This window comes from Streptococcus suis (assembly GCF_016775005.1).
GTDB lineage: Bacteria > Bacillota > Bacilli > Lactobacillales > Streptococcaceae > Streptococcus > Streptococcus suivaginalis.
Genome location: NZ_JAEUXI010000003.1, coordinates 102,497 through 120,392, shown reverse-complemented (window position 1 = coordinate 120,392; position 17,896 = coordinate 102,497). Strand labels below are relative to the sequence as shown.

General features: G+C 47.5%; 16 protein-coding genes. 4 read left to right on the top strand and 12 right to left on the bottom strand.

What is annotated here, in order from left to right:
* The first annotated feature begins 123 nt into the window (after nucleotides 1–123).
* Nucleotides 124–891: an alpha/beta fold hydrolase gene (locus JNG37_RS04200; RefSeq protein ID WP_158456301.1), complete on the top strand. Its 768-nt coding sequence runs from the start codon at nucleotides 124–126 to the stop codon at nucleotides 889–891.
* Nucleotides 892–1,035: 144 nt separating this feature from the next.
* Here JNG37_RS04200 and leuS read toward each other — a convergent pair whose 3' ends face one another.
* The 6 genes from leuS to JNG37_RS04170 all read right to left on the bottom strand — a co-directional run bounded on the left by leuS (nucleotide 1,036) and on the right by JNG37_RS04170 (nucleotide 8,967).
* The gene (gene leuS, locus JNG37_RS04195; RefSeq protein ID WP_158456299.1) at nucleotides 1,036–3,537 is read right to left on the bottom strand and encodes a leucine--tRNA ligase; all 2,502 of its coding nucleotides are present in this window, start codon (nucleotides 3,535–3,537) and stop codon (nucleotides 1,036–1,038) included.
* A 102-nt stretch (nucleotides 3,538–3,639) separates the two neighbouring features.
* The gene (locus JNG37_RS04190) at nucleotides 3,640–5,532 is read right to left on the bottom strand and encodes a M13 family metallopeptidase (protein WP_158456297.1); all 1,893 of its coding nucleotides are present in this window, start codon (nucleotides 5,530–5,532) and stop codon (nucleotides 3,640–3,642) included.
* 60 nt (nucleotides 5,533–5,592) lie between these two features.
* Entirely contained in the window at nucleotides 5,593–6,420 is an 828-nt protein-coding gene (locus JNG37_RS04185) for a metal ABC transporter permease (RefSeq protein ID WP_158456295.1), read from the bottom strand.
* The gene (locus JNG37_RS04180; RefSeq protein WP_158456293.1) at nucleotides 6,413–7,273 is read right to left on the bottom strand and encodes a metal ABC transporter permease; all 861 of its coding nucleotides are present in this window, start codon (nucleotides 7,271–7,273) and stop codon (nucleotides 6,413–6,415) included. Before JNG37_RS04180 ends, JNG37_RS04185 begins: the two co-directional genes overlap by 8 nt.
* Entirely contained in the window at nucleotides 7,266–8,030 is a 765-nt protein-coding gene (locus JNG37_RS04175) for a metal ABC transporter ATP-binding protein (protein ID WP_158456291.1), read from the bottom strand. The genes JNG37_RS04180 and JNG37_RS04175 overlap by 8 nt, the downstream gene beginning before the upstream one ends.
* A 13-nt stretch (nucleotides 8,031–8,043) precedes the next feature.
* Complete coding sequence (locus JNG37_RS04170) at nucleotides 8,044–8,967, bottom strand: metal ABC transporter solute-binding protein, Zn/Mn family (protein ID WP_158456289.1); 924 nt, start codon at nucleotides 8,965–8,967, stop codon at nucleotides 8,044–8,046.
* Nucleotides 8,968–9,093: 126 nt separating this feature from the next.
* On the opposite strand from JNG37_RS04170, the gene JNG37_RS04165 reads away from it, so the two are divergent.
* Nucleotides 9,094–9,753 carry a metal-dependent transcriptional regulator gene (locus JNG37_RS04165; RefSeq protein ID WP_158456287.1) on the top strand — a complete coding sequence of 220 codons (660 nt, stop codon included), beginning with the start codon at nucleotides 9,094–9,096 and terminating at the stop codon, nucleotides 9,751–9,753.
* Between the two features lie 42 nt (nucleotides 9,754–9,795).
* Here JNG37_RS04165 and JNG37_RS04160 read toward each other — a convergent pair whose 3' ends face one another.
* The 4 genes from JNG37_RS04160 to JNG37_RS04145 form a co-directional block, all read right to left on the bottom strand.
* Entirely contained in the window at nucleotides 9,796–10,071 is a 276-nt protein-coding gene (locus JNG37_RS04160) for a hypothetical protein (protein ID WP_158456285.1), read from the bottom strand.
* A 102-nt stretch (nucleotides 10,072–10,173) separates the two neighbouring features.
* Complete coding sequence (locus tag JNG37_RS04155) at nucleotides 10,174–10,359, bottom strand: hypothetical protein (RefSeq protein ID WP_024407687.1); 186 nt, start codon at nucleotides 10,357–10,359, stop codon at nucleotides 10,174–10,176.
* Between the two features lie 62 nt (nucleotides 10,360–10,421).
* Nucleotides 10,422–10,865, bottom strand: coding sequence for a D-aminoacyl-tRNA deacylase (gene dtd, locus JNG37_RS04150; protein ID WP_158456283.1), 444 nt, complete (start codon nucleotides 10,863–10,865; stop codon nucleotides 10,422–10,424).
* 1 nt (nucleotide 10,866) lies between these two features.
* Nucleotides 10,867–13,068 (bottom strand): RelA/SpoT family protein, encoded by a 2,202-nt coding sequence (locus JNG37_RS04145; RefSeq protein ID WP_158456281.1) that lies wholly within the window; start codon nucleotides 13,066–13,068, stop codon nucleotides 10,867–10,869.
* Nucleotides 13,069–13,334: 266 nt separating this feature from the next.
* Here JNG37_RS04145 and JNG37_RS04140 point away from each other — a divergent pair, with 266 nt between their 5' ends.
* Both JNG37_RS04140 and JNG37_RS04135 read left to right on the top strand, forming a co-directional pair.
* A complete protein-coding gene (locus JNG37_RS04140; protein WP_158456279.1) occupies nucleotides 13,335–15,821 on the top strand; it encodes a bifunctional 2',3'-cyclic-nucleotide 2'-phosphodiesterase/3'-nucleotidase in 2,487 nt (828 codons plus the stop codon).
* Nucleotides 15,822–15,880: 59 nt separating this feature from the next.
* Nucleotides 15,881–16,405, top strand: coding sequence for a GNAT family N-acetyltransferase (locus JNG37_RS04135; protein ID WP_158456277.1), 525 nt, complete (start codon nucleotides 15,881–15,883; stop codon nucleotides 16,403–16,405).
* A 23-nt stretch (nucleotides 16,406–16,428) separates the two neighbouring features.
* Here JNG37_RS04135 and JNG37_RS04130 read toward each other — a convergent pair whose 3' ends face one another.
* The gene (locus tag JNG37_RS04130; protein WP_158456275.1) at nucleotides 16,429–17,145 is read right to left on the bottom strand and encodes a DUF554 domain-containing protein; all 717 of its coding nucleotides are present in this window, start codon (nucleotides 17,143–17,145) and stop codon (nucleotides 16,429–16,431) included.
* Between the two features lie 3 nt (nucleotides 17,146–17,148).
* On the bottom strand, nucleotides 17,149–17,895 hold the full coding sequence (locus tag JNG37_RS04125; protein WP_158456273.1) for a 16S rRNA (uracil(1498)-N(3))-methyltransferase: 747 nt from the start codon (nucleotides 17,893–17,895) through the stop codon (nucleotides 17,149–17,151).
* Between the last annotated feature and the right edge of the window lies 1 nt (nucleotide 17,896).

Here is a 17,896-nt window from a genome sequence, read left to right as displayed (position 1 = left end):
GTTACAGCAAACTTGCAGGTCAATAACAAATACATTTTAAAACGATCCCAGACGGTCTTTTTCAAAAAAAGCCCTCTTTTTTCCGAGTTATTTCTATGCTATACTGATAAAAAATGGAGGTCAATGATGAAAGATATCGTTTTAATTCACGGAACCTGGTGTGACGGCTCCGTCTGGGGAGATTTTGCCCATAAATTAGAAAAAATGGGCTTGCGGGTCCACACCCCTAGCCTGCGCTACCACGACCTACCTTATGATGAAGTCATGGAAAAGGTCGGTGCCGTCAGCCTGACAGACTATGCTGATGACCTGGTGGCCTTGGTCGAAAGCCTGGATGAGCCACCGCTGCTCTTGGGGCATTCTCTGGGTTGCCTCTTGGCCCAAATGGTCGCAGAACGTACTCAGGTGGCTGGCATGATTCTCATGGGACCCGCTCCTACAGCTGACATCTTCGCTCTCTACCCAACCATGATTCGTTGTTTTATCCGCCACTTCTTACGCTGGGGATTTTGGAAAAAGCCCATGCCACCTTATAAAGACGAATTCTTCCGCTACTGCCTTAACGTTCAGGAGCTTTCCCTCAAAGAAGAGATCTTCAAGACCCTGGTGCCCGAGTCTGGCAAGGTTTATACTCAGATGGCATTTCCTTTCTTTGACAAAAGCAGAGCAGGCTACGTGGATTTTAGTAAGATTACAGGACCTGTTCTGGTCATCACAGGTAGCGAGGACAAGATGACCGTTTCTGCCATTGCCCAAAAAACAGCTAAAAACTACCAAGATTCTGTCCTGGTTTCTCTGACAGGAGCAGACCATATGTATGAATCCGGCAAATTCCAAGACAAAACCCTCTCTGTTATTCACGCTTGGTTGAGCGAGAAAAGTTATCTATAAACAGCCAAAAACGACCTCCAATACGGAAGTCGTTTTCATATTATTTACATTTATTTCACAACAATATTCACCAATTTAGTTGGCTCCAACAGTCTACGGATAGGCTGTTGGAGGTTGGAAATGGACAAACAAACGAGGCAATCGTTACTTGGTAACGATATTGACGAGTTTGTTTGCAACAACAATCACCTTCACCACTGTTTGACCAGCGATTTCAGCTTGGACTTTTTCGTCTGCAAGGGCAACTTTTTCAAGTTCAGCTGGTGCTAGATCTTTGGCTACGGTCAAGCGAGCTTTTACTTTGCCCTTGATTTGGACAACGATTTCCACTTCGCTTTCTACCAGCTTGCTTTCGTCATATGTTGGCCATGTGACATAGCTGATTGACTGACCTGTATTTGCCAGACCCTGCCAGAGTTCTTCTGCCAAGTGTGGTGCAAATGGAGCAATCAATTGGACAAAGCCTTTGGCGTATTCGACGTAGAGCTTGTCTTCCTTGTTGGCCGCATTGACAAAAATCATGAGCTGGGCGATAGCCGTGTTGAATTTCAGGTCTTCAATATGCTCTGTCACCGTCTTCACAGTTTCATTGTAGACCTTATCAAGCGCTCCGCTATTTTCCGCCACAAGCTCCTTGGTCGTCAAGAGGCGATAAACACGGTCAAGGAACTTACGGCTGCCTTCGAGGCCTTCTTCTGACCAGGCGATTGAGGCGTCAAGTGGGCCCATGAACATTTCATAAACGCGGAGGGTGTCCGCACCGAATTGCTCGACCACATCATCTGGGTTAACCACGTTTTTAAGTGACTTAGACATCTTAGCAGGTGCCTGTTCCAACTCCTCACCAGTTTCGATGTGGAAGAAAGAACCATCACGTTTTTCAACCTTATCAGTAGCAACGAGGGCTCCTCGGCTATCACGGTAGCTAGTTCCCAAAATCATCCCTTGGTTAAAGAGTTTTTGGAATGGCTCTTTGGTCGGTACAACGCCAAGGTCATAGAGGAACTTGTGCCAGAAACGAGCATAGAGCAGGTGAAGGACCGCGTGCTCGGCACCACCGATGTAGATGTCCACTGGCAACCAAGCTTTGAGAAGCTCCTCGTCTGCCAATTTCTCATCGTTGTGTGGGTCGATATAGCGGAGGTAGTACCAGCTAGAACCCGCCCATTGTGGCATGGTGTTGGTCTCACGGCGACCTTTTACGCCGTCTTCACGCACCACTTCCAACCAATCTGTCAAGTTAGCAAGAGGGGACTCCCCTGTACCTGAAGGCTTGATGTCTGAGGTTTTTGGCAATACCAGAGGTAACTCATTTTCTGGGACTGCTGTGGAAGTGCCATCTTCCCAGTGGATGATTGGAATCGGCTCACCCCAATAACGTTGACGGCTGAAGAGCCAGTCACGGAGGCGGTAAGAAATCTTCTCCTGACCGAGACCATTTTCTTCCAACCAAGCCACCATTTGGGCAATAGCTTCTTCCTTATTCAGACCGTCTAGGAAGTCCGAGTTGATGTGGGCACCATCTTCTGTGTAAGGTGCTTCTTCTACATTGCCACCTTCCAAAACTGGAATAATGTCCAAACCAAACTGTTTGGCAAATTCCCAGTCACGCTCATCGTGGGCAGGAACAGCCATGATAGCACCTGTTCCGTAGCTTGCAAGGACATAATCAGCAATCCAGATTGGAATTTCCTTGTTGTTCACAGGGTTGATTGCGTAGGCACCTGTCCAAACACCTGTCTTATCTTTTGCCAAGTCTGTACGGGCAAGGTCTGATTTGAGAGAAGCTTGGCGTTTGTACTCTGCCACAGCTTCTGCCTGCTCAGGCGATGTAATGCTATCAACCAAGTCATGCTCAGGGGCAAGGACAGCATAGGTAGCTCCAAAGAGGGTATCTGGACGAGTTGTGAAAACAGTGAAGTCCTTGTCTGTGTCCTTGATTTTGAAGGTCACATTGGCACCAGTTGACTTGCCGATCCAGTTGCGTTGCATATCCTTAATCGACTCTGGCCAATCAACCTCTTCTAGGTCATTGAGCAAGCGTTCTGCATAGGCTGTGATTTTCAGCATCCATTGACGCATTGGCTTGCGGACAACTGGGTAGCCACCACGTTCAGATGTTCCGTCAGGAAGGACCTCTTCGTTGGCGATAGCTGTTCCCAATTCCTCTACCCAGTTAACAGGCACTTCTGCCTCGTAGGCCAGGCCTTTTTCATACAACTTAGTGAAAATCCACTGGGTCCACTTGTAGTAGTTAGGATCTGTTGTATTAACCTCACGGTCCCAGTCGTAAGAAAAGCCAAGGGCGTTAATCTGACGCTTGAAGTTGGCAATGTTTTCTGCTGTAAAGTCAGCTGGGTCATTTCCCGTGTCCATAGCGTATTGCTCCGCTGGCAGACCAAAGGCATCCCAACCCATTGGGTGAAGGACGTTGTAGCCTTGGGCACGCTTGTAACGGCTGAGAATGTCCGTCGCAGTATAGCCCTCAGGGTGACCAACGTGCAAGCCCGCACCAGACGGATAAGGGAACATATCTAGGGCATAAAAGTTTGGCTTTTCCGCATCTGTTCCCGTTTTAAAAGTATGATTTTTTGCCCAAAATTCCTGCCATTTGGGCTCGATTTCCTTGTGATTGTAGAAGCTCATGTCATTTCTCCATGTCAATAAATTATCTTTACTATTATATCACGTTTTGGGGGAATTGGGAAAGACAAAAACAGCCAGTTTTCACTAGCTGTTTTCCCATTTTTACCAAATAATCACACGGTCTTCCTTAGCCCGCCACATACCGTCGCCTTCTTGAACGCCAAATGTTTCATGGAACTCATCGAAGTTTGGCAACTGGATGTTGGTGCGTAGGTGACCTGGTGCGTGGACATCGACACTCGCCAACATCTGCATGTACTCAGGACGAGCCTTCATCCGCCAGATGCGAGCAAAGTTAGTGAAGAATTCCTCTGCGGAGAAGTCTTCCTCTGACTTGGCTGCCTCTAGGGCTGCTGCAATCCCACCAAGGTCGGCAATGTTTTCTGACACGGTCAACTTACCATTGATTTTTGCACCGTAGGAATCCTGACCCTCAAACTGGTCGATGACCTGCTGAGTACGGGCTTCAAAGGCAGCATAGTCTTCTTCTGTCCACCAGTTGTTGAGACTACCGTTCTCATCAAAGGAAGCACCGTTTGAGTCAAAGGCATGGGAAATCTCGTGGGCAATAACCGCACCGATACCGCCGTAGTTAGCTGATGAAGACTGTTCTAGCGAGTAGAATGGCGCCTGCAAAATCGCCGCCGGGAAGACAATCAAGTTTTTCTGTGGGTTATAGTAGGCGTTGACCATGTGGGCTGGCATACCCCATTCCTTAATATCCACAGGCTTGTTCCACTTGCTCCAACCATGAGCAATGTCAATCTTGTTTAGTTCGATGGCATTTTCCACCAAGGACTTGCTTGGGTCAACAATTTTCTTATAGTAACGCTCTGGCAAGGCTTCTGGGTAGCCGATGTAAGGCTTGATAACATTGAGTTTGACAATGGCCTTGTCACGCGTTTCCTGAGCCAACCAGTCTGCCGTTTCCAAACGAGACTTGTAAACCTCAATCATCTTGGCAACTTTTGCTTCCACATCCGCCTTAGCCTCTGGTGAGAATTTCTCCCCAGCATACCAAAGACCGAGGGCTTGGTTAAAGTAGCCTTGTGCCAAGTTATAGGCTGCTTTTTCTTGATTTTGAGCCTGCGGTGTACCAGAAAGAGCACGGCTGTAGGCTCCTGCTAGAATACGGATTTCATCCGACAGGAAGGCTGTATAAGCTCCTGCCGCTTTCAAAATCAAGGTCGCCTTCAAAAGCTCCCAATTATCCGCACTGTAAATTTCCTTAGCAGCCTGCCAGAAGCGTTCCTCAGGCACGATAATCTTGTCTGGCGTTTGCCCTAAAATCACTGTAAAGAAATCATCCAAAGGCAACTCTGGTGCCAAGGCAGTAAAATCTGCCCACTCATACGGATGGTAGAGTTTGGCATATTCAGCCCCCTCTTCATTTGACAAGACATACTTGGCAATCTTAGCATCCAGTTCCAAACGTTTGTCTAATAGGTCCTTGATTTCCTCATCGCTGAAACCGAACTTAGGCAAGAGAGCTTCTTGACTCTCTCTCCACATTTTAAGCAATTCCGCTCCTTTTTCATGACCTTCTTCATAGTAGGTCGTATCTGGCAAGATAATGCCTAGAGAATCTGCCCACAGAACATTGGTTGTCGCATCCATAAAGTCAGGTGCCACACCAAAAGGCATGAGGTTTGGCTTGCCTGCCAACTCATATTCTGCCAGCTTGCTGGTAAATTCTTCGAAAGAGTTGAGAGCCTTGTACTCCGCAATCAAGGCTTGTACTGGTTCTGCACCCAAACGGTCACGGGTTTCATAGTCGGCTACTTGTTTGTGAAAGGCCACAAAGTTTTGCAAAACGCTATCTTCTGGGACGTTTTCTCCCGCTAACCAAGCATTGGTCGTGTCAATCATGAGCTTTTCAATCTCATCCGCCAAATCAGAGAAACCACCTGTTCTTGGCTTATCGTCTGGAATCACGGCTGTTTTTGCCCATTCGCCATTGACGTATTCGTAAAAATCATCTTGTAAACGTGTCATAAAAGCCTCCTTTTCTTTCTTCTATGGTATCAAAAAAGTCTGACAATTTCATTTGCCAAACTAGGTTTTTAGGGTATTTTTTAGGAAAAAGCTGACGCAGACTGTCAAAAGACCCATGACCGAACAGGCCCCAGACATGGTCAGATCAAGCCAGCTGGCAAGCCCAAAGCCTAGACAAATCATCAGAGTGGCGCAGCATTGCCCCAAAACTAAAAACTGGAAGAAATGCCGAGACCAAGGCAAGGCCGCCATACTGGGTGCTACTAGAAAAACAATGACCGCCATAGAGCCGACCGCCTCAAAGGAGAAAACCGTTGTCAAAGAAACCAGAAAAAGAAGGCTCCATTCCAGTCTTTGGGTGGCAATCCCCTGTAGTCTCGCCTGCTCCTTATCCAACAGATACAGCTTGAGTGCTTGAAAGTTGAGGAGAAAGAAGACCAGTAAGACCAGCAGGAGACCGACAGACTTGACCAAGGCTAGCGGTAGAGATAGACCAAAGAGGTCCAGCCGGTTGAGCGGAGCAAAGAGCACCTCGCCCATCAGGACCATGTCCAAGTCCAGATGGACATTACGGGCAAAAAGGGAGATAAGGATAACAGCTAGGGCGAAGAAAAAGGTAAAGAGCAAGCCCGTCGCCGCATCCTGAGCTAGCTTGCGACTGTGTAGCCCCTCAATAGCTAGGACTGTCAGTAAGCCAAAGACCGCCGCCCCAAACAAGAGCAGGGGAGAATCTAGGTTTTGACTGACAAAAAAGCCCAACACAATGCCCAAGAGAACTGAGTGGGACAAGGCATCTGCCAACATGGCCTGATTACGCACCACCAAGACAGGCCCAATCAAGCCACAAGAAGAACCAACAGCCAGTAAAATCAAGAAGACCTCAAGCATGCACATTCTCCTTTCTGATATAGGTCACATAGGCAAAGGCCACTAGGGACGATACACTCAAACAAACGATGATGGTAGGTCCAGTCGATAGCCCCTTCACAACCGAACTCAAATAGGTTCCGACAAAGGCTGAAAAGCTGGCAATTCCAGCCGCCAAAGCTAAGGTTTGGCTATAGGATTTTCCCAGGAGCAAGCCAAAGACGGCTGGTGCTATCAAGAAACTACTCATCAGGATAGCACCGACCACCTTCAAGCCAACCGCAATCAAACTCAGCAGCAAAAACAGGGTCAGGCGGTCAATCTTTTCCACAGGAATCCCCACTAGCTTGGCAAATTGTCTGTCAAACAGATAGAGTTTAAGCGACTGGTAATACCAGCCAAATAAGAACAGGCCAAGCAAAGCAACCAAGCAAATGAGCAGAACATCGTCCAACTGCATAAAGGCGGCCTGACCAAAGACATAGTTTTCCAAACCTGCCTGGGCTGCTCCTTGAAAGGCAACATTGCCCTGAACATACTGCTTGAGAACCAAGCCCAGTCCAAAGAAGGCCGCTGAAACCAGAGCCAAGGCATTGACCCTACTGGTCCGCCCCCTTCGGCAGAGCCAGCCAACCAATCCGTAGGACAGATAGCCTGAACCCACCGCTCCAAGCAACAGAAGCAGGGGCTGGCGTGATTGAAAGACCATATAGGACAGGATAATGCCAGGATAGGCCGCATGTCCCAAGCTATCTCCGATTAAACTCTGCCTGGTCAAAACACTGATGGTTCCGATCTGACTAGCCGCCAGAGCCAAAACCAGAGTTCCCATAGCCACTGTCCAAAAAGAGTAATCCCGCAGGAGTTCAAGCATGACCAAGCCCCTCCTTTAGAAAGAAGGCTGGTTCCTGGCCATAGGCAAGCTGATAGGCTTGCAGCAGATCCACCTGATCCATTGGTCCCTCCGCTACCAAGCGACCATTAAGCCAGATGACATGGTCAAAGTACTTTTCCAAGGTCAGGAGGTCATGGTGGATGACCAGAGAGGTCTTTCCTGCCTGCTGAAACTTCTTCAAACAGTCCATGATAATTTGCTCCGTCGCCTGATCAATTCCCGCCAAGGGCTCATCCATCATATAGAGTTCAGCTTCCTGAGCCAAGGCTCTGGCTAGAAAGACCCGTTGCCGTTGACCTCCTGACAACTGATCAATCTGCCGATTACGTAACTCACTGATCTTCATCTCTTCCAAGGCCTGCTCTGCCTTTTCCTTATCACAAGAACTTGGTCGGCGGAAGAAACCACTGGTGTGGGCAAAGCGCCCCATCAGGACAATATCAAGGACCCTTGCCGGAAACTGCCAATTGACCTGACTGGCTTGGGGAATATAGGCAACCTTTTTCTGAATGACTTGGTCCAACTGCTGCGACTGACCCAGCAGCGAGACCTTGCCAGTCACCCCTTTTTCTAAGCCCAAGATAGCCTTGAACAAACTGGATTTCCCTGCACCATTTGGTCCGACCAAGGCTGCACGACAACCCTTGGGTAGCTGAAAACTGACCTGATCTAGAGCCTTGACTTGTCTAGCACCATAGTGCAAGGACAGGTTCTCCACTCTCAGAATTTCTTCCATTTTCCCAACCTTCCTACTGCAAATGCTCCACAATCAACTTGATATTGTGCTTGTACATCTCAATAAATGTCGCTCCGTCTTCCCCTTCTGGCGCTAGGGAATCCGAGAACAACTCCTTGCCCTCACCTGTTACAACAGCCACCTGACCACCCTTGGCCTTGACAGCTTCCTGCAATTTTTCCATCCGTTCAGGACTGGTCGTTGACTCTGTAAAGATAGCCTTAATACCATGTTCTAGAATCATATTGACCGTTTCAATCATATCGCTGTTGGCTACTTCCGACTCGGTGCTAATACCCTGCGGTGCATAGAGGGTAAAGTCATAGCTGGCTGCGAAGTAGTTAAAGGCATCATGAGGGGTTACTAGGTAACGGCTCTCAGTAGGCAGGACGCTCAACTCTTTTTCAATCCACGCATGCAAGTCATCCAACTGAGCCAGATAAGAATCGGTATTCTTCTGAATCAGCTCTGCTTTTTCCGGAAGAAGCTTTTGCAACTCCTCTGAAGCCACCGCTACCGCTGACTTATAGAGCGGAATAGAAAACCAGAAGTGGGGGTCCACAATCTGCTCGCCGTCCTCATCCATAGTTGTCAAATCCGACTGGGCAAAGTTCTTAGACACTGCCACACCCGTCTTTTCCAAGGCCTCCACCATCTTGCCCTCAAAGTGCAAGCCGTGGTAGAGAACAAGATCTGCTTTCTGCAGTTTGGACAGATCGCTGGTCTTGGCAACATAGAGGTGCGGATCCTCTCCCGCTGGAATCAGCAGGTCACGCTCCACCTCATCTCCAGCTAACTGATAGACCATATCACTAAGGAAAGAGGTTGTGACCGCCACTCGCGGCTTGCTGGAAGCCTCTGGGCTTTGCGTTGAACGACAAGCTCCTAGCCCGATTAGGGACAATAGCAGAGCGAAACTAAGAAGTAGTTTTTTCATATAGGTTCTCCTTTTTAAATAATTAGGTATACTTAACTTTGGTTTTAATATATACTAAAAAAATTATTCTGTCAATGAATTTCCTAATTTTTTGGTATAATATTTATAATTAGAAAGCGAGAGACTATGACACCAAACAAAGAAGACTACCTGAAAACCCTCTATGAATTAGGGCAAAGTCAAAATAAGATTACCAATAAATTGATTGCAGAAAAGATGAATTTTTCTGCCCCAGCCGTCTCAGAAATGATTAAAAAGATGCTAGCAGAAGGCTTGATTGAAAAGGACAAGACAAGCGGTTATCTCCTCAGCCAAGCCGCCTTGGAGATGGTCGCTAACCTCTACCGCAAGCACCGCCTGATCGAAGTCTTTTTGGTCGAGCAGCTGGGCTATTCCCCTGAACAAGTCCATGAAGAAGCTGAAATTTTAGAACACACCGTTTCAGACCATTTTATCAACCGACTGGATAAACTCCTGGACTATCCCCAGACCTGCCCACACGGCGGCAGCATTCCAAAAGAAGGACAGGCCTTGATTGAACGCTACCAGACACGGCTAGCCCAACTGACAGAAACAGGCACCTACCAACTGGTTCGTATCCATGATTTCTACCAGCTCCTCCAATACTTGGAGCAACATGAGTTAGCCCTCGGCGACCAACTGCTTGTGACAGACTTCGACCACTTTGCTCAAACCATTACTATCCAGTACAAGGACAAAGAACTGGCTATTCCTACAACCATCGCCCATGAATTATTCGTAGAAAAAACCAATCGCCCAGCCTAAACAAGCTGAGCGATTTTTCATTTTAAAACTCAAAATTAGTCATCATCTCTTCTTCCAATTGTGGAAAATTGACCTAGCTGCAAAAAACGCCTGACCGAGGATATAGAGGAGCCCGAGCAAGAGCCCAATATAAAAACAGGCTAAAAGGACGGAAGGATTGTAGGTGAAGGGCTGCAGGACAAATACTATGACTGCTACCAAACCCCACCGCATGCCCCAGGTCATCTTTCTCTGGATAATCCACTCCAGCCAATCTTCTCTAGTTGAACTTCTGGTTTCCAGATAGTCTTGATTAAGGTCTTGAAAAAATTTTCTCATCTTCCTGCCCCCCTTTCTCCTCTAAATCAACTGCTATTTAGCACATCTCCTTTAAGTATAGCACATTGGATGACACCAACCAATGCCTAGTAAAAAACCAACCTACTTGGGCTGGTCTTCTTGGAGTCGCTCTTTAAGGCGACGACGGTACAAAATCTGCGAAGGGATAAAATAGAGAAAGCTCGCTAAGATAATCCATCGCTTGTCGATTCCACTAAAGTAAATCACCAAAATCAAGGTGAAAGCCACCGTTAGGTAGAAAAAATGATTGGTCAGTAAGTTTTTCATGGCAAACCTCCACGTCTAATTCTCCTTTAGTATATCAAAATAGACATAAAAAGTATAGACGACTAGCGATTTTTCGTATCCAAAACAATGGTCACCGGCCCATCATTGACCAGACTGACCGCCATATCCGCCCCAAAAATACCCACTTCAACAGGCACAAAGGCTGACAAGGCTTGGTTAAAAGCATCATAAAGTTGGCTGGCTAGGGCAGGAGCTGCCGCTCCTGTAAAGGCAGGGCGATTGCCTTTTTTGGTGTCCGCAAAAAGGGTAAATTGGGAAATGGATAAAATCTTGCCCCCTATATCTTGAACGGACTTGTTCATCTTGCCTGCTTCATCTGAAAAAATCCGCATATTGACGATTTTTCGAACAGCATAGTCCAGGTCTTCCTGGCTGTCATCTGGCCCCACACCGACTAGGAGCAAAAGCCCTTGTTCAATCTGCCCATGGATACTTCCGTCGATGGTCACACTGGCCTGTGATACACGTTGTAATACAATTTTCATCTTATCCGTTGGTCCTTTTCACTGAGTAAACTTCTGGCACTGATTTAATCTTGTCCACCAGACTGGTCAAGGTTGCCAGGTTGGAAATACCAAAAGAAACGTGGATAGTTGCAAACTTCATATCCTTGGTTGGCTGAGCATTGACCGAAGAAATGTTCTTGCTGGCATTGGTCAAAACCTTGAGGACATCGTTGAGGAGACCTGAACGGTTGAGCCCGTAGATGTCAATGTTTGCCATGTATTCCTTGGTCGAATTTTCATCCTCCCAACCGACATCAATCAGGCGGACATCATAGTTTTCTTGACTCTTGAGGTTCATACAGTCTACACGGTGAACGGCTACCCCACGCCCCTTGGTGATGTAGCCGACAATTTCATCGCCAGGTACTGGATTACAACATTTGGCAATCCGTATCAGCAAGCCTGATGCCCCCTCAATGACCACGCCACCTTCGTGACGGATTTTCAGACTATCTTTGTTGTCGTGTTTGACTTCGCCACCGTTGACCAATTCATCCGCGACAGCTTTGGCCTTAGCCCGCTCAGCTTCGCGACGCTCTTTTTCTGTCAGACGGTTAAAGATTGATATGGCAGAAACTTCTCCAAAACCAACTGCCGCAAAAAGGGATTCGTCGGTCTTATAGCTGGTCTTTTGCAGGACCTCATCCATGTGGCGACGGTCCAGGTATTGGTTGGGAACGTAGCCATTTTCTTGGAGTAGGTTCTGAAGCATCTCACGCCCTTTTGAAACAGACAATTCCTTGTCCTGGTTCTTGAAGAACTGCTTGATTTTATTGCGGGCCTTGTGGGTTTTAACCAAGTTGACCCAGTCACGACTTGGACCGAAAGAGTTGGCAGAGGTGATGATTTCCACCTGATCGCCTGTCTTAAGCTTGGTCGTAAGAGGAACCATACGACCGTTGACCTTGGCACCTGTCGCCCGCTCACCGACCTTGGTATGAATTTCATAGGCGAAGTCAATCGGTACGGAGTCCTTAGGCAATTCACGCACCGCGCCATCTGGTGTAAAAACGTAAATACGCTCTGTAAAAATATCGTCCTTGACAGAATTTACAAAGGTTTGCGCATCCCCAGCTCCTTCTTGGAGTTCAATCAGGTTGTTAATCCAGCGCAACTCCTTTTCACTAGCAGTTGCCTTGCCACCACGCTTGTAAGCCCAGTGAGCTGCCACCCCGTACTCTGCTACCTGATGCATTTCCACTGTCCGAATCTGGAACTCAATCGGTCCCTTTGGCCCATAAACTGTCGTATGGATGGACTGATAGCCATTGGCTTTGGGACTGGCAATGTAGTCCTTGAATCGACCAGGCATGGGCTTCCATAGTTCATGGATATAGCCCAACATGGCATAGACATCGCTTGGGGTATTCATTAAGCACCGAATGGCAATCAAATCATAGAGTTGATCAAACCGCTTTTTCTTATCGTGCATTTTGCGATAGATAGAGTAAATGTGCTTGGGTCTACCGTAAATCTGACCATGTAGATGGCGCTCTTCTGTATAATCTCTTAGCTTATCAACAACTTCATTGACCAACTCTTCCCGTTCACGACGCTTCTCGCTCATCATTCGAGTAATCTTGTAGAATTCAATCTCATTGAGATAGCGGAAAGACATGTCTTCCAATTCCCATTTGATAGAAGAAATACCTAGACGGTGGGCAAGCGGTGCATAGATTTCCATTGTTTCACGTGAAATACGTTCCTGCTTGTCCTTGCGCAAGTGCTTAAGAGTCCGCATGTTATGCAAACGGTCGGCTAATTTGACCAGAATTACCCGCATATCTTGAGACATAGCAATCAGCATATTTCGGTGGTTTTCAGCCAACTGCTCCTCATGAGACTTATACTCAACCTTACCCAGTTTGGTAACACCGCCGACAATATGGCGAACCTCTGGACCAAATTCAGCCTCCATATCATCCAAGGTTACATCCGTATCCTCAACCACATCATGTAAGAAACCACAGGCAACCGTCACAGCATCCAGCTTGAGTCCTGCTAAAATACCTGCTACCTGGATCGGGTGTACAATATAGGGTTCGCCCGATTTACGAAATTGGGACTTGTGTGCCTCTGTCGCAAAATCCAAGGCTTTTTCAACAAAACGAACATCCTCGGCTGGAAGATAGGTGGCCGTTAGCGCAACAACCTCTTCCCCCGTAAAATTAACTTCTTTCATCTTCTTCCCTCATCAGAAACTGTTTCCTTTTATTGTACCACTTTAGGGGCAAAAGAAAAAGGGAAGCGCCGCTTCCTCCCACTTGCTCAGCCTGAAAAATGCCTGATAGTGCTTGATTCTCCTAGCCTTACCTCGCGCATCGTTCGGTTTTTGCTTGTCTTTCTGAAAGTTTTCCATCTGTTTTCTTGGATATTTAAGAAAAAACCTTGCTGATTCCGTTTTCAACCGGTATAATATTCTTGAGATAATATCAAATGGAGGTTCTCATGAAATTTCGTTTTAGTAAGTGTGCCCTAGCCCTCAGCCTAGCTTTACTGGCTAGCACCAACACCGCCCTTGTCTCTGCTGAAGAAACCAACACAGAGACCCCAGTCGTAAATGCTGAAACAGGACAAACAGAGACGAGCAGCTCCGTAGTCGCAACTGGGACTGAAACCGCTCCTTCTGAAACAGTTGTTTCAACAGCGATTGAGTCTGCCCCAGCTACTGAAAATCCAGCTAGCACCGAAACAACGACTGAAACTAGCACCCCAGCTAGCCTTGTAGCAACTAGCGACGAGACAACAACTAGCCCTACAACTGAAACACGCGTAGCCGCGACGGAAACAACAACTCCTGTCGAAGGCCAATCTGTCGATGTCCGTATCCTCGCAACAACGGACCTCCATACCAACTTGGTCAACTACGACTATTACCAAGACAAGCCTGTGGAAACCCTCGGTTTGGCCAAAACTGCCGTGCTCATTGAAACAGCCAAGGCTGAAAATCCAAACGTCATCCTTGTGGATAACGGTGACACCATCCAAGGAACACCTCTTGGAAATTACAAGTCTCTTATTGATCCGATTGAAGAAGGCGAACAACACCCTATGTACACTGCCTTGGATACGCTAGGCTTCGATGCCGGCACCCTCGGCAACCATGAATTCAACTACGGTCTAGACTATCTCCGTAAGGTGATTACAACAGCTGGCATGCCCCTTCTCAATGCCAATGTCCTCGACCCTACAACCAAAGACTTCTTATACCAGCCCTATACCATCATTGACAAGACCTTTACAGATACGACTGGCAAGGCTGTCAGCCTGAAAGTTGGTATCACAGGAATCGTTCCGCCACAAATCCTCAACTGGGACAAGGCCTACTTGGAAGGCAAGGTCATCGTGCGCGATGCGGTTGAAGCAGTCCGTGACATTGTTCCTGTTATTCGTGAAAATGGCGCAGACATCGTTTTGGTTCTTTCTCACTCGGGTATCGGTGATGACCAGTATGAAGTCGGCGAAGAAAATGTCGGTTACCAAATCGCCAGCCTGTCAGGAGTTGATGCGGTGATCACAGGTCACTCCCACGCAGAATTTCCAGGAACAGCTGAAAAACCAAGCTTCTACGCTAAATATGCTGGCGTGGACGACACAAATGGTAAAATCAACGGCACTCCTGTCACCATGGCTGGTAAATACGGTGACCACCTTGGTGTCATCGACCTCAACCTGACCTATACTGATGGCAAATGGACAACGACTTCTAGCAAGGCAGCCATCCGCAAGATTGACACCAAGTCATCTGTGGCCGACAGCCGTATCATTGACCTTGCTAAAGAAGCTCACACAGAAACCATCAACTATGTCCGCCAGCAAGTCGGTGAAACAACTGCACCAATCAACAGCTTCTTCGCCTTGGTACAAGACGACCCATCTGTTCAAATCGTCAACAATGCCCAAATCTGGTATGCCAAACAGCAACTAGCAGGAACCCCTGAGGCTAACCTACCAATCCTTTCTGCAGCAGCCCCATTTAAGGCTGGAACCCGTGGCGATGCAACAGCCTACACAGACATTCCTGCTGGCCCAATCGCTATCAAGAACGTAGCAGACCTCTACCTCTACGATAATGTCGCGGCTATTTTGAAGGTCAACGGTGCCCAACTAAAAGAATGGTTGGAAATGTCTGCAGGTCAGTTCAATCAAGTAGATCCAAGCTCTACTGAGCCACAAAATCTCATCAATACCGACTATCGTACCTACAACTTCGACGTCATTGACGGCGTAACCTACCAATACGACATCACCCAGCCAAACAAGTACGACCGCAGCGGTAAGGTGGTTAACGAAACTGCCAGCCGTGTTCGCAACCTTCAGTACAATGGACAGGCTGTTACAGATGAGCAAGAGTTCATCGTGGTGACCAACAACTACCGTGCAAATGGTACCTTCCCAGGTGTCAAAAACGCCTCTGTCAACTACTTACTCAATCTGGAAAACCGCCAAGCGATCATCAACTACATCATCGCTGAAAAGGTCATCAACCCAACAACAGACAATAACTGGACCTTTACCGATAGCATCAAGGGCTTAGACCTCCGCTTCTTGACGGCAGATCGTGCAAAAGACTTGGTAGTTAATCAAGAAGGTCTTGTTTACCTCCAAGCCTCTTCTGAAAATGAAGGTTTCGGTGAGTTCCGCTTTATCTATACCGAGCCAAAAGTAGTGACACCTCCAACTGGTCAAACAGATACCAATACGAACACAGCAACTGGTCAAACTGGCGTTCAAATCACACTTCCGTCTGGTCAGGTTATTACTCTTCCAGCTGAAAAAACAGCAGCGCCCGCACCAAAACACAAGCTGGCGACTACTACCTCAGCAGCAAGCAAAGCTTTACCAGCTACTGGTCAAGCCACTTCACTCCTTAGCCTAATCGGCTTCAGCCTGATTGGTTTTGTTGGTGCATTCCGCAAGAAAAAAGAAAACTAAACATAGATAAAAGTCGAGAGTTTGGGTCACCCAAGCTCTTGTCTTTTGAAAGGACAACCATGTTTGACACCTTCCCTACTCTACAAGCCGCCTCCTTCCAACTGCGGAAAATCGAGGAAACAGACCTTGATGACTTGTGGGAAATCTACTCCAATCTCATTCACTTTCAGATGACCCCTAACACTTCCACGCAAAACAAAGAAACCCTCCGCAAACGCATTGGGCATTTTCAGAGGGATTTTGATAAGAAAAAGCGTTTGTTCTTGGGGCTGGAACACCAAGGGAAATTGATTGGCGTTTTGGAAGTTTTTGACTACAAGAAACGGGCTGCGTCGGTGACCATTGGCTATCGGCTTCACCATGCCTTCTGGAATCGTGGTCTGGCCAGCCAAGCGGTCAGTCTGCTCTGCCATTTCCTACTAGACGAATGCCAAATAAAAACAATCACCGCCTTTGTCCTGCCGGAAAATCAAGCTTCTCAGCAAGTGCTCCTGAAAAATGACTTTCAACAGGTCGGGCAAGTCGAGGAGGTCTGGAAGGGCTTGGGACAGGTCAGCCTCTTGCAGTTTGAACGAAAACAGTAAAAACCAGGGAAATCCTGGTTTTCTTATGCAAAATAGCTCCAAATCACCGCAATGAGAATAGCCGGTAGCATATTGGCCACGCGAATCTTTTTGTCCCAAATGATATTAACGCCGACACAGAAGATGAGGGCGGAGCCGATAAAGGAGAGATTGGCAAGGGCCTGATCCGTCATCAAAGGCTCAATCAAGCGCGCCAAAAGAGTCACAGAGCCTTGAAAAATCAAGACCGGTACTGCTGAAAAGCCAGCCCCTTTGCCCAAGCTGGCCGTCATGATAAAGATGATGATAAAGTCCAGAATGCTCTTAATGGCGAGAAGGGTATAATCCCCCGTCAAGCCGTCTTGGATAGAGCCGATAATGGCCATGGCACCGATACAGACCGTCAGGGATGCGGTTAGAAAAGCATCTAAAAACTGTGAATCCTGACCATTGCCAGACTTTTCACGCAGCCAGATACCCAAGCGCTCAAACCAGCCTTCGATATGAAGCACTTCTCCTAAGAAAGTACCGAAAGCCAAACTGAGTACAAAGAGCATGGTATTCTGGGTAACCAGTTGACCATTTTCCACTCTTAAAAGACCTGTCAGCGTTCCTGAAATCCCTAAAAAGAGAATAGCAACACCACTCGCCATCGTCAACCCCGATTGATGGCGTTCTTTTAGTAAATGTCCAAACCAAGACCCTAGCAAACCTGCTAGGGCAATGGCCAAGGTATTGATAATCGTACCTAAGGCAAACATGGACTACCTCAACAATTCCGTCGCGTAGCTAATGGCAGAAAGAGCATAAAGTGGAGCCGTTTCCGCTCGTAAGATACGTGGACCTAGGCCTGTCTTGACCGCTCCTGCTCCTTCAAATGCAGCTACTTCCTCAGGCGACACGCCTCCTTCTGGACCGACGATGACAAGGACTGATTGGCCAGCTTCTAAGCCAGATAAGATTTTCACCAGGTTGGCTTGTTCGCCTTCTTTGGCAGCCTCTTCGTAGGCTAAGATAATCTGGTCAAATCCTGCTAGTTGGGCTAGGAAATCCGATTTTTTCTCAAATAAACGAACAGCTGGAATGCGATTGCGTTTGCTTTGCTCCGCTGCTCCTTGGGCAATTTTTTCTAACTTTTCTACTTTTTTGGCTAACTTTTTACCGTCCCATTTGACCACAGACCAATCCGCTGGGAAGGCCCAGAGGGCTGCCATGCCTAACTCTGTTGCCTTTTGGGCGACAAATTCGAGCTTGTCGCCCTTGGGAAAGCCCATAGCAATGGTAACGGAAACAGGTAATTCAACATTGTCTGTTAGTTCTTCGATGATTTCAACAGATTGGCTCTGGCTGTCCACTACCCGCGCCAAGCGTTTGATGCCGTCATCAAAGACCAGGACAATCTGGTCGTCTGCCTGCAAACGCATAACAGAAAACATATGCTTAGCAGTGTCCTTATCCTTAATCTGGAAAATGCCCTGCGGTGCTCTGCCATTGACAAAATACTGCTGCATC